Source organism: Desulfofundulus thermosubterraneus DSM 16057, from assembly GCF_900142025.1.
GTDB lineage: Bacteria > Bacillota > Desulfotomaculia > Desulfotomaculales > Desulfovirgulaceae > Desulfofundulus > Desulfofundulus thermosubterraneus.
This window is the reverse complement of the sequence record NZ_FQZM01000058.1, coordinates 1-15,805: the sequence shown is the minus strand read 5'-3', so window position 1 is coordinate 15,805 and position 15,805 is coordinate 1. Positions and strand designations below refer to the sequence as shown.

At 56.1% G+C, this 15,805-nt stretch carries 15 protein-coding genes; all 15 read left to right on the top strand.

Features of this window, described 5'->3' with window-relative positions; genetic code table 11:
• Positions 1–2: 2 nt before the first annotated feature.
• Positions 3–1,205 (top strand): elongation factor Tu, encoded by a 1,203-nt coding sequence (tuf, locus tag BUA65_RS16230; protein ID WP_072871223.1) that lies wholly within the window; start codon positions 3–5, stop codon positions 1,203–1,205.
• A 225-nt stretch (positions 1,206–1,430) separates the two neighbouring features.
• Positions 1,431–1,580: a 50S ribosomal protein L33 gene (gene rpmG, locus BUA65_RS16225; RefSeq protein ID WP_027357627.1), complete on the top strand. Its 150-nt coding sequence runs from the start codon at positions 1,431–1,433 to the stop codon at positions 1,578–1,580.
• Positions 1,581–1,632: 52 nt separating this feature from the next.
• On the top strand, positions 1,633–1,941 hold the full coding sequence (gene secE / locus BUA65_RS16220; protein ID WP_242656370.1) for a preprotein translocase subunit SecE: 309 nt from the start codon (positions 1,633–1,635) through the stop codon (positions 1,939–1,941).
• A 49-nt stretch (positions 1,942–1,990) separates the two neighbouring features.
• On the top strand, positions 1,991–2,527 hold the full coding sequence (gene nusG, locus BUA65_RS16215) for a transcription termination/antitermination protein NusG (protein ID WP_072871224.1): 537 nt from the start codon (positions 1,991–1,993) through the stop codon (positions 2,525–2,527).
• Positions 2,528–2,553: 26 nt separating this feature from the next.
• Positions 2,554–2,982, top strand: coding sequence for a 50S ribosomal protein L11 (gene rplK / locus BUA65_RS16210; protein WP_072871221.1), 429 nt, complete (start codon positions 2,554–2,556; stop codon positions 2,980–2,982).
• A 56-nt stretch (positions 2,983–3,038) separates the two neighbouring features.
• Positions 3,039–3,737, top strand: coding sequence for a 50S ribosomal protein L1 (gene rplA, locus BUA65_RS16205; RefSeq protein WP_072871219.1), 699 nt, complete (start codon positions 3,039–3,041; stop codon positions 3,735–3,737).
• A gap of 198 nt (positions 3,738–3,935) precedes the next feature.
• Positions 3,936–4,469 (top strand): 50S ribosomal protein L10, encoded by a 534-nt coding sequence (gene rplJ / locus BUA65_RS16200; RefSeq protein ID WP_072871218.1) that lies wholly within the window; start codon positions 3,936–3,938, stop codon positions 4,467–4,469.
• Between the two features lie 44 nt (positions 4,470–4,513).
• Positions 4,514–4,900, top strand: coding sequence for a 50S ribosomal protein L7/L12 (gene rplL / locus BUA65_RS16195; RefSeq protein WP_072871216.1), 387 nt, complete (start codon positions 4,514–4,516; stop codon positions 4,898–4,900).
• Between the two features lie 303 nt (positions 4,901–5,203).
• Entirely contained in the window at positions 5,204–8,659 is a 3,456-nt protein-coding gene (gene rpoB, locus BUA65_RS16190) for a DNA-directed RNA polymerase subunit beta (protein ID WP_072871215.1), read from the top strand.
• Between the two features lie 112 nt (positions 8,660–8,771).
• Positions 8,772–12,281 (top strand): DNA-directed RNA polymerase subunit beta', encoded by a 3,510-nt coding sequence (gene rpoC, locus BUA65_RS16185; protein WP_072871213.1) that lies wholly within the window; start codon positions 8,772–8,774, stop codon positions 12,279–12,281.
• A gap of 44 nt (positions 12,282–12,325) precedes the next feature.
• Complete coding sequence (locus BUA65_RS16180; RefSeq protein WP_041282996.1) at positions 12,326–12,577, top strand: L7Ae/L30e/S12e/Gadd45 family ribosomal protein; 252 nt, start codon at positions 12,326–12,328, stop codon at positions 12,575–12,577.
• A gap of 64 nt (positions 12,578–12,641) precedes the next feature.
• Complete coding sequence (gene rpsL, locus BUA65_RS16175; protein ID WP_072871211.1) at positions 12,642–13,016, top strand: 30S ribosomal protein S12; 375 nt, start codon at positions 12,642–12,644, stop codon at positions 13,014–13,016.
• Positions 13,017–13,093: 77 nt separating this feature from the next.
• Complete coding sequence (rpsG, locus tag BUA65_RS16170) at positions 13,094–13,564, top strand: 30S ribosomal protein S7 (protein ID WP_013824067.1); 471 nt, start codon at positions 13,094–13,096, stop codon at positions 13,562–13,564.
• Between the two features lie 12 nt (positions 13,565–13,576).
• Positions 13,577–15,652: an elongation factor G gene (fusA, locus tag BUA65_RS16165; protein WP_072871210.1), complete on the top strand. Its 2,076-nt coding sequence runs from the start codon at positions 13,577–13,579 to the stop codon at positions 15,650–15,652.
• A gap of 60 nt (positions 15,653–15,712) precedes the next feature.
• The coding region (locus BUA65_RS19255; RefSeq protein WP_017173303.1) for a GTP-binding protein at positions 15,713–15,805 on the top strand (93 nt) is incomplete at its 3' end.

Here is a 15,805-nt window from a genome sequence, read left to right as displayed (position 1 = left end):
TCATGGCCAAGGCCAAATTTGAGCGGACGAAACCCCACGTAAACGTAGGGACCATTGGACACGTTGACCACGGGAAGACCACTTTGACGGCAGCCATCACCACGGTGCTGGCTACGGTGGGCAAGGCGCAGGTCAAGAAATACGAAGAGATCGACAACGCACCGGAGGAGCGGGAGCGGGGGATTACCATTAACACCGCCCACGTGGAATACGAGACGGAAAAGAGGCACTATGCCCACGTGGACTGTCCGGGCCACGCGGACTACGTGAAGAACATGATCACGGGTGCGGCCCAGATGGACGGTGCGATTCTGGTGGTATCGGCGGCGGACGGTCCCATGCCCCAGACGCGGGAGCACATTTTGCTGGCCCGGCAGGTGGGTGTGCCCTACATTGTGGTGTACATGAACAAGGCGGACATGGTGGACGACGCGGAACTTTTGGAACTGGTGGAGATGGAAGTGCGGGAACTTCTGTCCACCTATGAATTTCCGGGGGACGACGTACCTGTGATCACGGGTTCGGCGTTAAAGGCCTTGGAATGCGGCTGTGGCAAGCGGGATTGCGAATGGTGCAAATCGATCTGGGAACTGATGGACGCGGTGGACGAATACATTCCGACGCCGCAGCGTGACATTGACAAGCCCTTCCTGATGCCGATCGAAGACGTGTTCAGCATCACCGGTCGCGGTACGGTGGTGACGGGGCGTGTAGAGCGCGGGACGGTGAAAGTGGGCGACGAAGTAGAGATAGTGGGTCTGATGGAGAAGCCGAAGAAGACGGTGGTCACGGGTGTAGAAATGTTCCGGAAGATCCTGGACCGGGGTGAAGCGGGGGACAACATTGGATGTCTGTTGCGCGGTATCGACCGTAAGGAAGTGGAGCGGGGGATGGTGCTGGCGAAGCCCGGGAGCATCAAGCCGCACACCCACTTCAACGCGGAAGTATACGTGCTGACCAAGGAAGAAGGTGGGCGGCACACGCCGTTCTTTAACGGGTACCGGCCGCAGTTTTACTTCCGGACAACGGACGTGACGGGGACGATAACGCTGCCTGAAGGTGTGGAGATGGTGATGCCCGGGGATAACGTTCGGCTGGAGATCAAGCTGATCACCCCCATTGCCATTGAAGAAGGGCTGCGCTTCGCCATCCGGGAAGGTGGCCGTACCGTCGGAGCCGGCGTGGTCACTCAGATTATTGAGTAACGAGCGGTAGCAAATGGAGAAGCGGATGAAGAAGGAGTTGCCTGTCAATTCCTTCTTCAATGCTTATATTAGGTTACTTATGGAAGGCTATGGTTACACTTTTTGATTAGGAGCCACTATGATTAGGAGCCACTATTGACATCACCGGGGAATTATGTTACAGTGGATAAGGTTAATTCCAGGGAGTTTTTTGCAAGTGTTTTTTAGTTTTAGGAGGTGGCCAGGATGCGGGTTAGTGTTACTCTGGCCTGCACGGAATGCAAACGCCGGAACTACACCACCACAAAGAACAAGAAAAATGATCCTAACCGGATAGAATTGAAAAAGTACTGCAAGTTCTGTCATACCCATACCCTGCACAAAGAAACCCGTTAGTCTTTTCCCGCCGCGACAGGCTTGCGATAAGGGTTTTAAGGATGTGGCTAACATGGCACCATTGAGAGGTCTAATCAAAAGGGACGGCTCGCGAAACGAAGTGGCCGTTCGCGATGGAGCAAGGGCGGTTAAGAAACCCGAAAAAAGGCTCGTGATGAAAAGGGAAAAGGTGAACCGCCTAGAACAGGTTAGTAAATATTTTCGCGGAGTCTACAGCGAACTGAAAAAGGTTCACTGGCCTAACCGGCGGGAGGTTGTTACTTACACTGGTGTGGTGCTGGTGGCCGTCACCATCGTTGGCATCCTGATCTGGATTTTCGATTCGCTTTTAAGCCGGCTGCTGCAGTTTATCATTAAATAAGTGCCAAGGGGGTGGGGGGCCTTAAGTTTTCTTGAGGTCCCTTGTATTTATGAGTGAAAAGGGAGAAAAGCACTGGTACGTTGTTCATACCTATTCAGGGTATGAGAATAAGGTTAAGGCCAACCTGGAAAAGCGGATCGAATCCATGAACATGGAGGAAAAAATCTTCCGTATCCTCGTCCCCATGGAGGACGAGGTGGAAATAAAAGACGGCAAGAAAAAAATCGTTAAGAAAAAAATCTACCCCGGTTATGTGCTGGTGGAAATGATCATGACCGACGATTCCTGGTATGTGGTGCGCAATACCCCCGGCGTGACCGGTTTTGTCGGTTCAGGCTCCAGGCCCATTCCCCTGACCGACGAAGAGGCCATGCAGATAATAGGCAAGACTGTGTCCGATACCCCGCGCCCGCGGCTGGACCTGAACGTGAAGGAGCGCGTGCGGGTTACTTCCGGTCCCTTTGAGAATTTTGAAGGTATTATTGAAGAAATAGATCCGGATAAGGGAAAGCTCAAAGTAATGATCTCCATGTTTGGCCGGGAAACTCCGGTGGAATTGGATTTTTCCCAGGTGGAAAAGATATAGCGACGGCGAGGAGGTGTTCGTAGCAAATGGCGAAAAGAGTAGCTGCGGTGATCAAGCTGCAAGTCCCGGCAGGAAAAGCCACCCCTGCCCCTCCGGTAGGTCCCGCCCTGGGTCAACACGGTGTGAATATTATGGCCTTCGTTAAGGAATTTAACGAACGTACGGCTGCCCAGGCCGGTCTAATCATTCCGGTGGAAATAACCGTTTTTGAGGATCGCAGCTTCACCTTTATCTGTAAGACACCGCCGGCTGCGGTACTGCTGAAGAAAGCCTGCGGTATTGAGACTGCCTCCGGTGAACCCAACCGGAAAAAGGTAGCGAAGATTCCCCTGTCCAAAGTGCGGGAGATTGCCGAAACAAAGATGCAGGATCTCAACGCCAATGATATCGAGGCCGCCATCCGCATGATTAAAGGGACGGCCAGGAGCATGGGCATTGAAGTAGTGGAAGGCTAGGCCCGTGCGCAGTGGGAGGATCCAGTCCGTTAGCACCACAAAGGAGGAAGGTAAAAATGCCGCGACATGGCAAAAAGTATTTAGATGCAGCCAAGAAAGTGGATCGGTCCAGGCTTTACGATCCCGCTGAAGCCCTTGCTCTGGTTAAAGAAATGGCTTCGGCTAAATTTGACGAGACGGTGGAAGTGGCCGTAAAGCTGGGGGTAGACCCCCGGCACGCCGATCAGCAGGTACGGGGAGCGGTAGTTTTACCCCATGGCACCGGCAAGACGAGGACCGTGCTGGTCTTTGCCAAAGGGGAAAAGGCCAGGGAGGCCGAGGAAGCCGGTGCGGATTTCGTTGGGGCTGAGGATATGGTAGCCAAGATCCAGCAAGAGGGATGGCTGGGTTTTGACGTAGCTATTGCCACCCCCGACATGATGAGCCTGGTCGGACGCCTGGGCCGGATTCTGGGCCCCCGGGGCCTGATGCCCAACCCCAAAACGGGTACGGTCACCTTTGATGTTGCTCAGGCGGTTAAGGAAGTGAAAGCGGGTAAGATTGAATACCGGGTGGATAAGGCCGGTATAATCCACGCCCCTATCGGTAAGGTATCCTTTGACGTCGAAAAACTGGCTGAAAACCTGCGCACCCTGGTGGAGCAGTTGATCCGGGTCAAGCCGGCTGCTGCCAAAGGCCAGTACATCAGGGGCATCACTGTTTCCTCCACCATGGGGCCGGGAGTAAAAGTTAACCACCTGAAAGTTACCGCCTAAAGCACGCTACATCAAAACTTCATAGCCATACCTAGCTGTAGACAGTTGGTGTCCAGTACTTAATGGCATCTGCCGCCAACCGAGGCCGGGGTTTTGTTACCTGCCGTTTGTTTATCAGGGCAGGCCCTGTGTCTTTTTGTGCTACAGGTGCCTGCCCTTTAGTTTTTTCAACCCGCGGAAAGGAGGTGCAACCGGTTTATGCCTACCAGGGAAGAAAAACAAGCCATACTGGCGGAATTGACGGAGAAGTTTCGGACCAGCAAAGCAGCTGTTCTAACCAACTTTCGCGGTCTTGATGTCGCATCCATGACCAAAGTGCGCAGGCGCCTCAGGGAGTCGGGCAGTGAGCTAAAAGTGGCAAAAAACACCCTGACCCGCCTGGCAGCCAACGAGGCGGGTTTAGAGGGATTAGATCCTTATCTGGAAGGACCTACGGCCATTGCCTTTGGTTACGAGGATCCCGTGGCCCCGGCCAAGGTTGTTGCCGAGCTTGCCCGGGAGTTTAAACAACTGGAAATAAAGGCCGGCATACTGGAAGGCAGGGTCATCGATGTGGAAGGGGTTCGCCGCCTGGCCGACCTGCCCTCCCGGGAGGTTCTGCTGGCCAGGGTAGCGGGTGGTATGCAGGCTCCCCTTTATGGTTTCGCCGGCGCATTGCAGGGTCTCTTGCGCAACCTGGTCTATGTGCTGGAAGCCATCCGAAAACAAAAGGCCGGAGAAGCGACTACCTGAGAAAGTTGCTTGAACCCAAAACCATGATCTGAGGAGGTAAAATAATGTCCAAGGTAAATGAAATTCTCGAAGCCGTAAAAGGCCTGACCGTATTAGAGCTGGCTGAACTGGTGAAAAAATTTGAAGAGGAGTTTGGCGTGAGCGCTGCCGCCCCCGTGGCCGTGGCCGCCGCCCCGGTAGCTGCTGGTCCTGCAGCCGCCCCGGCAGCCGAGGAAGAACAGACTGAATTTGACGTTATTCTGACCGCCGTGGGCGACAAGAAGATCAACGTGATCAAGGTGGTACGGGAGATCACCGGCCTGGGCTTAAAAGAAGCCAAGGAAGTGGTGGATAACGTTCCCAAGCCCATTAAGGAAAAGGTCAGCAAGGAGGAGGCCGAGGCCATCAAGGCCAAGCTGGAAGAGCAGGGCGCCACTGTGGAAATCAAGTAAGTGCCGCTCCGGCAACACCGCGGGCCACACTGCATGGTCAGTGTGGCCCGCGCCGTATCCCTGGCTTCACCGCATTTTAGAGGACGTCACCCCTTGACAATCCAGTGTGAATGTGCTATTATTCCTAAACGTCCATATATATGCATGGACCGGGAGCCGTCTTTATACGTATACGTATGAATGATCGCTTTTGCGGAAATAATATCCTGGCATAGCTTTTTTATGATTTCGTAGGAAAGCGAGGTTTTCTTAAAAAACCTTGCTTTTCGTTGTTTTTTAATTTTGGGGGGTGTGAGGCTCTCAATGGATACTGCAAACGCCGGGATCAGAACCAGGTGGAATTTCGGCAAGCTCCGGGAAGTTTTGGATTTGCCCAATTTGATTGAAGTGCAGCGCAACTCCTACGACTGGTTTTTGCGGGAGGGTTTGCGCGAGGTTTTCCAGGATGTTTCGCCCATCCAGGACTTTACCGGCAATCTGGTCCTTGAGTTTTTGGACTATACCCTTGGTGAACCCAAGTACTCCGTCGAAGAGTGCAAAGAGCGGGACGTCACCTACGCGGCGCCTTTAAGAGTAAAGGTGCGCCTGATAAATAAAGAGACGGGAGAGGTCAAAGAGCAGGAAGTCTTCATGGGCGACTTCCCCCTCATGACCGAGAAAGGCACCTTTATCATCAACGGCGCGGAGCGGGTGATTGTCAGCCAGCTGGTGCGTTCCCCCGGGGTTTACTTTGCCGACCAGCTCGATCCCAGCGGCAAGAAAATCTACACGGCCACCATTATCCCCAACCGGGGGGCATGGCTGGAATTTGAAACCGATGTCAACGACCATGTCTTCGTACGCGTTGACCGCACCCGCAAGATTCCAGTTACCGTCCTGGTGCGTGCCCTGGGCTATGGGTCCAATGTGATGATCATCGACCTGTTTGACGGGAATAAATATATTCAGGAAACCCTGACCAGGGACAACACCGATTCCGAAGAGGAAGCCCTGGTGGAAATCTACAAACGGCTGCGGCCCGGTGAACCCCCCACGGTGGAGAGCGCCCGCTCGCTGCTCCACTCGCTGTTCTTTGATCCCAAGCGCTACGACCTGGCCAATGTAGGCCGTTATAAAATATGGAAGAAGTTAAAGCATGATGTGCTTTACCGTTTTAAAGATGACGGTCAGGGACCAATGGAGTGGGACCGTTACCTGAACCGGGAGGTGCCCAAAAACCGCGAATTTATCCGGGAGCTGACCTCCGAGGATATTATTGCCACCGTTAAATATTTGCTTCGTTTAATGGATGGGGAAGGTCAGGTGGATGATATCGACCACCTGGGCAACCGGCGCCTGCGTTCGGTGGGGGAACTCTTGCAGAACCAGTTCCGCATTGGTTTATCCCGCATGGAACGGGTGGTGCGGGAAAGGATGACCATACAGGATGTGGATGTCATCACCCCCCAGGTGCTGATCAACATCCGGCCGGTGGTGGCGGCCATCAAGGAATTTTTTGGCTCCAGCCAGCTTTCCCAATTCATGGACCAGACGAACCCCCTGGCCGAATTAACCCATAAACGGCGCCTTTCGGCTCTGGGGCCGGGTGGATTAAGCCGGGAGAGGGCGGGCTTCGAGGTACGGGACGTGCACCATTCCCACTACGGCCGCATGTGTCCCATAGAGACCCCGGAAGGTCCCAACATCGGCCTGATCGGCTCTTTGTCCTGCTATGCCCGGATCAACCACTTTGGTTTTATTGAAACGCCCTACCGCAAGGTAAACAAGGAAGAGCGGCGGGTTACCGACGAGATCGTCTACCTCACAGCTGACGAGGAAGAGGATCTGGTCATTGCCCAGGCCAACGTGCCCCTGGATGAAAATGGCTATTTTCTGGAGGAGCGGGTGAATGCCCGCCACGGCCATGAGATTCTGGTGGTGCCCACGGACAAGGTCGACTACATGGACGTTTCGCCCAAGCAGGTCTTCAGTGTGGCCACCTCTTTGATTCCCTTCCTGGAGCACGACGATGCAAACCGGGCGCTGATGGGTGCCAACATGCAGCGCCAGGCCGTACCGTTGATTAAGGCTCAAGCACCCCTGGTGGGTACGGGGCTGGAGTATAAAGCCGCCCGGGATTCCGGGGTGGTGGTCATCGCCAGAAACAGCGGTGTGGTGGAGCGGGTAACGGCCAACGAGATCGTGATCCGCACCGGTAACGGCACTCTGGATACTTACAAGCTGATCAAGTTTGCCCGTTCCAACCAGGGTACCTGCATTAATCAAAAGCCCATGGTATACAAGGGCGACCGGGTTGAAGCCGGGCAGGTAATTGCTGACGGGCCTTCCACTGATCACGGGGAGCTGGCCCTGGGTCGAAACGTGCTGGTGGCCTTCATGCCCTGGGAAGGTTATAACTACGAAGACGCCATCCTGGTGAGCGAAAAGCTGGTCAAGGAAGACTACTTCACTTCCATTCACATAGAAGAGTATGAGTGCGACGCCCGGGATACCAAGCTCGGTCCCGAGGAAATCACCAGGGATATTCCCAACGTAGGCGAGGAGATCTTAAAGGACCTGGACGAGCGGGGAATTATCCGGGTGGGAGCGGAAGTGCGCCCCGGGGATATTTTAGTGGGCAAGGTTACGCCAAAGGGAGAAACCGAGCTCACCGCCGAGGAACGATTGTTGCGGGCCATCTTTGGCGAAAAGGCCCGGGAAGTGCGGGACACTTCTTTAAGGGTGCCCCACGGCGAGTCCGGTAAAGTAGTGGATGTCAAAGTATTTTCCCGGGAAAAGGGCGACGAACTCCCCCCCGGGGTTAACCAGCTGGTCAGAGTGTATGTGGCCCAGAAGCGCAAGATTTCCGAGGGCGATAAAATGGCGGGCCGCCACGGGAACAAGGGAGTTATTGCCCGGATCCTCCCGGAGGAGGACATGCCCTTTCTTCCCGACGGCACGCCCGTGGAGATCGTGCTAAACCCCCTGGGTGTACCCTCGCGGATGAACCTGGGCCAAGTGCTGGAAACCCACCTGGGCTGGGCGGCCAAGGTGCTGGGGTACCATGTCTCCACACCGGTGTTTAACGGGGCCACGGAAGAGGATATCCTGGAATTCTTGGAAAAGGCGGGTCTTCCCAGGGACGGCAAGATAACCCTTTACGACGGGCGAACTGGAGAACCTTTCGACAACCCCATTACCGTGGGTTACCTCTACATGTTGAAACTGGCCCACCTGGTGGACGACAAGATCCATGCCCGCTCCACCGGCCCCTATTCGCTGGTTACCCAGCAGCCCCTGGGTGGTAAGGCCCAGTTCGGCGGTCAGCGCTTCGGCGAAATGGAGGTTTGGGCGCTGGAGGCTTACGGGGCGGCCTATACCCTGCAGGAGATCCTCACGGTTAAATCCGACGATGTTGTGGGCCGGGTGAAGACCTACGAGGCCATTGTCAAGGGGGAAAACGTGCCCGAACCGGGTGTTCCTGAGTCCTTCAAGGTTTTAATCAAGGAGCTGCAGAGCCTGGCTTTGGATGTGAAGGTTCTTTCGGAGGACGACGAGGAGATCGAGATCAAGGAAGTGGAGGAAGACATGCAGGAAACGGCCCGGGATCTCGGACTTGATATTCACGCCGAGGAGCCGCCTCCGGAAAAGAGTTATGATTCCGATTCGGAGGTCGAGGAAGAACGGGAGGAATATGAAGAGGAGGACTACCCGGTTGATTTGCCCGATGACGTCCTGGATCTGGATGATGAGGACACGGAACCGGATCGTTACCAGTGATTGCTATACGTGTTGCCGCATCCATGTCATAACAGATTTACACGGCTGCCCTGGGGCGGTTTTGCAAGCCTGATAGAACCGGCGATATTCTTAGCGAAGGGAGAGGGATCCTTTGCTGGATTTGAACAACTTTGACCGCATCCGCATTGGCTTGGCATCCTCGGACCAGATCCGCCAGTGGTCCAGCGGCGAGGTAAAAAAGCCGGAGACAATCAACTACCGGACATTGAAACCGGAGCGGGACGGTCTTTTTTGCGAGCGCATTTTCGGTCCCACCAGGGACTGGGAGTGCCATTGCGGCAAATACAAGCGGGTACGCTACAAGGGCGTGGTTTGCGATCGCTGTGGTGTGGAGGTTACGCGCTCGAAGGTACGCCGGGAACGCCTGGGGCATATCGAACTGGCCGCCCCCGTGTCCCACGTCTGGTATTTTAAAGGCATTCCCAGCCGCATGGGTTTGCTCCTGGACATGTCCCCCCGCGCGCTGGAAAAAGTCCTTTACTTTGTTTCATATATTGTTATAGATCCCGGCAACACTCCCCTGATTAAAAAGCAGCTACTTACGGAAACGGAATACCGGGAGTACCGGGAGAAATACGGCAATGCCTTTAAGGCGGGGATGGGTGCCGAGGCGATCAAGGAGCTCCTGGCTGAAATCGACCTGGATGAAATGAGCCGGGAGCTGCGCCAGGAGCTCAAGGAAGTCAGCGGTCAGCGCCGGGTAAGGGCCATTCGCCGTTTGGAAGTGGTGGAAGCTTTTCGCAAATCCGGCAACCGGCCCGAGTGGATGATTTTAGACGTCATTCCGGTTATTCCTCCGGAACTGCGCCCCATGGTCCAGCTTGACGGGGGCCGCTTTGCCACCTCGGACTTAAATGACCTGTACCGGCGGGTCATCAACCGCAACAACCGGTTGAAGCGCCTCCTGGATCTGGGTGCTCCCGATATTATCGTCCGGAACGAAAAGCGCATGCTCCAGGAAGCGGTGGACGCTCTCATAGACAACGGCCGCCGGGGGCGCCCCGTTACCGGTCCGGGCAACCGGCCGTTGAAGTCCTTAAGCGACATGCTCAAGGGAAAGCAGGGGCGTTTCCGCCAGAACCTCCTGGGCAAGCGGGTGGACTATTCCGGCCGTTCGGTGATTGTGGTCGGCCCCACCTTGAAGCTCCACCAGTGCGGCCTGCCCAAGGAAATGGCCCTGGAGCTGTTCAAACCCTTTGTGATGAAGCAGCTGGTGAACAAGGGCTATGCCCATAATATCAAGAGCGCCAAGCGCATGGTGGAGCGGGTGCGCCCGGAAGTTTGGGACGTCCTGGAAGAGGTGATCAAGGAGCACCCGGTGCTTTTGAACCGGGCCCCCACACTGCACCGGCTGGGGATTCAGGCCTTTGAGCCCGTCCTGGTGGAAGGCCGGGCCATCCAGATCCACCCCATGGTCTGCACCGCCTATAACGCCGACTTTGACGGCGACCAGATGGCCGTGCACGTGCCTCTGTCGGCCGAGGCTCAGGCCGAAGCCCGTTTGCTCATGCTTTCGGCCCATAACATCTTAAACCCCAAGGACGGCCGTCCCGTGGCCATTCCCACGCAGGATATGGTCCTGGGCTGCTACTACCTGACCATGGAAAAACCCGGTGCTCCTGGTGAGGGCAAGGTTTTCAAGGATTACGAGGAAGCCATCATGGCCTATTATAACGGAGCCGTGAGCCTGCAGGCCCGGGTCCAGGTGCGCCAGCCCAACGGGGAGCGGCTGGAAACTACCGTGGGCAGAATCATCTTTAATGAAGTGGTCCCCGATGAACTGGGCTATTTGAACACTGTGATGGATAAAAAGAGCCTGGTGCAGCTGGTGGACGATTGTTACCGCAAGCTGGGGTATTCAGCCACGGCCAACATGCTGGACGGTATTAAAAAACTCGGTTTCCATTTTGCCACCAGGGCCGGGATCACCATCAGCACTTCCGACATTATTATTCCCCCGGAGAAAAAGGAAATCCTGGCGGACGCGGAAAAGCAGGTGGAAACGGTGGAAACCCAGTACCGCCGGGGGTTGATCACCGAGGAGGAGCGCTACCGCAAGATCATCACCATCTGGAACGAGGCCACCGACAAGGTAACCAAGGCCCTGTTGAATATCCTGGATAAATTCAATCCCGTATACATGATGGCCAATTCCGGTGCCCGGGGTAACATCCAGCAGATTCGCCAGCTGGCCGGTATGCGGGGACTTATGGCCGATCCCTCGGGCCGGATCATCCCCGTGCCCATTAAAGCCAACTTCCGGGAAGGGCTGGCCGTGCTGGAATACTTTATTTCCACCCACGGTGCCCGCAAGGGTCTGGCCGATACCGCCCTGCGCACCGCCGACTCCGGCTACCTGACCCGGCGCCTGGTGGACGTGGCCCAGGATGTCATCGTCCGGGAAGAGGACTGCGGCACCGAGGAAGGTATTCTGGTGCAGGAAATCAAGGACGGCACGGAAGTAATTGAAAAGCTGGAAGACCGTCTGGTAGGCCGGGTGGCCTTGAACGATATTGTCCATCCCGAGACAGGGGAAGTGCTGGTGCGGGCGGAAGAAGAGATCGACGAGGAAAAAGCCGGGGCCATCGTTAACGCCGGCATTAAGGAAGTATGGATTCGGTCGGTGATTACCTGTAAAACCCGTTACGGCGTGTGCGTGAAGTGCTACGGCCGCAACCTGGCCACCGGCCGCATGGTGGACATCGGTGAGGCGGTAGGGATTATCGCAGCCCAGTCCATCGGCGAACCGGGTACCCAGTTGACCATGCGCACCTTCCACACCGGGGGTGTGGCCGGTGACGACATCACCCAGGGTCTCCCCAGGGTGGAGGAACTCTTTGAGGCCCGGCGCCCCAAAGGGCAGGCGGTCATTGCCGAAGCCGACGGCGTGGTGGACGTGCGGGAGGTTAAGGGACGCCGGGAGGTGGAGATCACCACCGACAGCGGTGAAAAATACACCTACCAGATTCCTTACGGCGCCCGGCTTAAGGTCAGTGCCGGGGACCGGGTGGCTGCCGGAGACGAGCTAACCGAGGGCTCCATCAACCCCCATGACCTTTTAAAGATCAAGGGGCTGCACGGCGTCTATACCTACCTGCTGCACGAGGTGCAGCGGGTCTACCGCCTGCAGGGTGTGGATATCAACGACAAGCACATAGAAGTAATGATCCGCCAGATGCTGCGCAAGGTCAGGGTGGAAGACCCCGGGGATACGGATCTGCTTCCCGGCGGGGTGATCGACAAGTTTGAGCTGGAGGACGAAAACCGCCGGATCCGCGAACAGGGCGGTAGGGAAGCCGTGGCTCGGCCGGTGCTCCTAGGGATAACCAAGGCCTCCCTGGCCACCGATTCGTTCCTCTCGGCTGCTTCTTTCCAGGAAACCACCCGGGTGTTGACCGAGGCAGCCATTAAAGGTAAAGTGGATCCCCTGATCGGGTTGAAGGAAAACGTAATCATCGGCAAGCTGGTGCCTGCGGGTACGGGCATGAGCCGCTACCGTAATATTCAGCTGGTGGAAGCCGGGGACGAAGTTCAGCAGAAAGAACTCGAGCCTGCAGGTGCCGCGGTTGCTCACGAAAATATTGACAACGTTCGTGACTGATGTTAAGATATGAGAGTGTCTGGATTTCTCTGGGGGGAGAGCTCATGCCCTTGGCCCGGCTGTCCAATGCCCGCAAGAAAATGGTAGGCTCCAAGCAGACCATGAAGGCCATTAATCGGGGGCAGGCTAAAGTAGTTTACGTGGCCATGAACGCGGAGCGGCATATCATTGATCCCATTATCCAGGCCTGTCGCGCCAAAGACATACCCCTTGTTGAGGTCGATTCCATGTCCCAACTGGGTAAAGCCTGCCACATCGAAGTGGGTTGTGCCTCGGCGGCGGTTATCGAAGATTAACCGCCGCTTCAACAGGGGTGGCCGTGGTTATGTCCGATAATCTGGAGGAAGGAGGTGTAGCAGCATGCCGACCATCAGCCAACTGGTCCGCAAGGGCCGGGAGAAGGTGACCCACAAGTCTTCAGCCCCCGCGCTCAAGGGAAGCCCGCAGAAGCGGGGAGTATGCACCAGGGTTTACACCACAACCCCGAAGAAGCCTAACTCCGCCCTGCGCAAGGTGGCGCGGGTAAGGCTTACCAACGGGATCGAGGTAACCTCCTATATTCCGGGGATCGGGCATAATCTACAGGAACACTCGGTGGTATTAGTGCGGGGCGGCCGGGTGAAAGACCTGCCCGGTGTTCGTTACCATATTATCAGGGGTGCCCTGGATTGTGCCGGTGTGCAGAACCGCAACCGGGGCCGTTCCAAGTATGGCGCCAAGCGCCCGAAGAAATAATTAACCGCCGGCCGGTTGGGCCGGTAGTTTTAAGTTTGGCAGGAAAGGTTATACTTTCGGTTAAAGGGGGGTAGACAATGCCCAGGAGAGGCGCAGTAGCCAAGCGAGATGTGCCGCCGGACCCCATTTACAACAGCAAGGTGGTCACCAAGCTGATCAACCAGGTTATGCTCAAAGGCAAGAAGAGCATAGCCGAACGCATATGTTACAAGGCCTTTGAGATCATCCGGGAAAAAACCGGCAAGGACCCGCTTGAAGTTTTTGAGCAGGCCATGAAAAATGTTATGCCCGTGCTGGAGGTAAAGGCCCGCCGGGTAGGGGGTGCCAACTACCAGGTACCTGTGGAAGTCCGGCCCGAGCGGCGGCAGACCCTGGGTATCCGCTGGATCACCCAGTATGCCCGGCAACGCGGTGGCAAAAGCATGGAAGAAAAGCTGGCCGCGGAAATTATGGATGCCGCCAATAATACAGGTGGGGCGGTGAAAAAGAAGGAAGACACCCACAAAATGGCGGAAGCCAACAAGGCCTTTGCCCATTACCGGTGGTAAGGGGGTGAAAATATGGCACGGCAATTTCCGCTGGAAAGAACACGCAACATCGGTATAATGGCCCACATTGATGCCGGCAAGACCACCACCACCGAACGGATTCTTTTTTACACCGGCCGTGTGCACAAAATGGGTGAAGTGCATGATGGGGCCGCCACCATGGACTGGATGGTACAGGAACAGGAACGGGGCATTACCATTACTTCCGCTGCCACCAGTTGTCAGTGGCGGGATCATTGTATTAACATTATCGACACGCCTGGGCACGTGGACTTTACTGTGGAAGTAGAACGCTCCCTGCGGGTGCTCGATGGAGCTGTGGCTATCTTCTGTTCCGTGGGCGGCGTGGAGCCCCAGTCGGAGACCGTGTGGCGCCAGGCCGACAAGTACGGTGTACCGCGGATTGCTTACATTAATAAGATGGACCGGGTCGGCGCGGATTTCTTCCGCAGCATGTCCATGATCCGGGAACGGTTGGGTGCCAACCCGGTGGCCATCCAGCTGCCCATAGGCGCCGAGGACAGCTTTGCCGGTGTGGTAGATCTGATTCGTAACAAAGCCATTATTTATGTTGATGATCTAGGCACGCGCAGCAAGGAGACGGCCATCCCGGAGGGAATGCGTGAACTGGTGGCCGAGTATCGGGAAAGGCTTTTAGAAGCAGTGGCCGAGTCCGATGAGGAATTGATGATCAAGTACCTGGAAGGCGAAGAGCTAACTGAAGAGGAGATTAAGCGGGGCATCCGCAAAGCCACTTTGGCGGTGAAGATGATCCCGGTGCTGTGCGGTTCCTCGTTCAAAAACAAGGGTGTCCAGCCCCTTTTAGATGCCATTGTCGACTTCCTTCCGGCACCGACGGACATACCGGCCATCCGAGGTCTCAACCCCGAAACCGGGGTGGAGGATAAGCGGGTGGCCAGGGACGATGAACCATTTTCGGCCCTGGCCTTTAAGATCATGGCCGATCCCTATGTGGGTAAACTGACCTTTTTCCGGGTATACTCAGGTAAGGTAACTTCTGGCTCATACGTCTATAACTCCACCAAAAACCGACGGGAGCGCATCGGGCGCATTTTGCGCATGCATGCCAACCACCGGGAGGAAATAGATGAGGCTTATGCCGGGGACATTGTAGCGGCCGTGGGCTTAAAGGAAACCACCACGGGGGATACCCTGTGCGATGAAAAACACCCCATCGTCCTGGAGTCCATGGATTTCCCCGAGCCGGTGATTTCCGTGGCCATCGAGCCCAAGACCAAGGCCGACCAGGACAAAATGGGCGCGGCCCTCTCCAAGCTGGCCGAAGAGGACCCCACCTTCAGGATGCATACTGATCCGGAAACGGGCCAGACCATTATTTCCGGCATGGGCGAGCTGCACCTGGAGATTATCGTCGACCGCCTGATGCGGGAGTTCAAGGTCGAGGCCAATGTAGGACGTCCCCAGGTGGCCTACAAGGAGACCATCAGGGAAAAGGTCAAGGCCGAAGGCAAATTCATCCGGCAGACCGGCGGCCGCGGCCAGTACGGCCATGTGGTTCTGGAAGTCGAACCTTTGGAGCGAGGTGCCGGTTACGAGTTTGTCAACAAGATTGTCGGTGGTGTGGTGCCCAAAGAATACATCCCGGCTGTCGATGCCGGCGTCAAGGAAGCCATGGAAAACGGTGTCCTGGCCGGGTATCCGGTAGTGGATGTGCGGGTAACCCTGGTGGACGGCTCCTACCATGAAGTGGACTCCTCGGAAATGGCCTTTAAAATTGCCGGTTCCATCGCGTTCAAAAACGGGGCGCAAAAGGCCAAACCGGTGCTGATGGAACCGATCATGAAGGTGGAAGTGGTGGTCATGGAGGAGTACATGGGGGATGTCATTGGGGACCTCAACGCCCGTCGCGGACGCATTGAAGAGATGGAGCGGCGGGGTAACGCGCAGGTGATCCATGCCTATGTCCCCCTGGCCGAGATGTTCGGCTACGCTACGGATCTGCGTTCGCGTACCCAGGGGCGGGGTACCTATACCATGCAGTTCAGTCACTATGAGGAAATACCTCCGTCTCTGGCCGAAGCAATTATTGCCCGGCGGCGGGGATAAAGGCCGCACCCACATATGCTGCCTACAAAACTATATGCTGGATAAGGAGGATCTAATGTCATGGCCAAGGCCAAATTTGAGCGGACGAAACCCCACGTAAACGTAGGGACCATTGGACACGTTGACCACGGGAAGACCACTTTGACGGCAGCC

Coding starts and splice junctions, on each gene's coding strand:
- tuf (WP_072871223.1), top strand. CDS start 3: ATGGCCAAGGCCAAATTTGAGCGGACGAAACCCCACGTAAACGTAGGG.
- rpmG (WP_027357627.1), top strand. CDS start 1,431: ATGCGGGTTAGTGTTACTCTGGCCTGCACGGAATGCAAACGCCGGAAC.
- secE (WP_242656370.1), top strand. CDS start 1,633: ATGGCACCATTGAGAGGTCTAATCAAAAGGGACGGCTCGCGAAACGAA.
- nusG (WP_072871224.1), top strand. CDS start 1,991: ATGAGTGAAAAGGGAGAAAAGCACTGGTACGTTGTTCATACCTATTCA.
- rplK (WP_072871221.1), top strand. CDS start 2,554: ATGGCGAAAAGAGTAGCTGCGGTGATCAAGCTGCAAGTCCCGGCAGGA.
- rplA (WP_072871219.1), top strand. CDS start 3,039: ATGCCGCGACATGGCAAAAAGTATTTAGATGCAGCCAAGAAAGTGGAT.
- rplJ (WP_072871218.1), top strand. CDS start 3,936: ATGCCTACCAGGGAAGAAAAACAAGCCATACTGGCGGAATTGACGGAG.
- rplL (WP_072871216.1), top strand. CDS start 4,514: ATGTCCAAGGTAAATGAAATTCTCGAAGCCGTAAAAGGCCTGACCGTA.
- rpoB (WP_072871215.1), top strand. CDS start 5,204: ATGGATACTGCAAACGCCGGGATCAGAACCAGGTGGAATTTCGGCAAG.
- BUA65_RS16180 (WP_041282996.1), top strand. CDS start 12,326: ATGCCCTTGGCCCGGCTGTCCAATGCCCGCAAGAAAATGGTAGGCTCC.
- rpsL (WP_072871211.1), top strand. CDS start 12,642: ATGCCGACCATCAGCCAACTGGTCCGCAAGGGCCGGGAGAAGGTGACC.
- rpsG (WP_013824067.1), top strand. CDS start 13,094: ATGCCCAGGAGAGGCGCAGTAGCCAAGCGAGATGTGCCGCCGGACCCC.
- fusA (WP_072871210.1), top strand. CDS start 13,577: ATGGCACGGCAATTTCCGCTGGAAAGAACACGCAACATCGGTATAATG.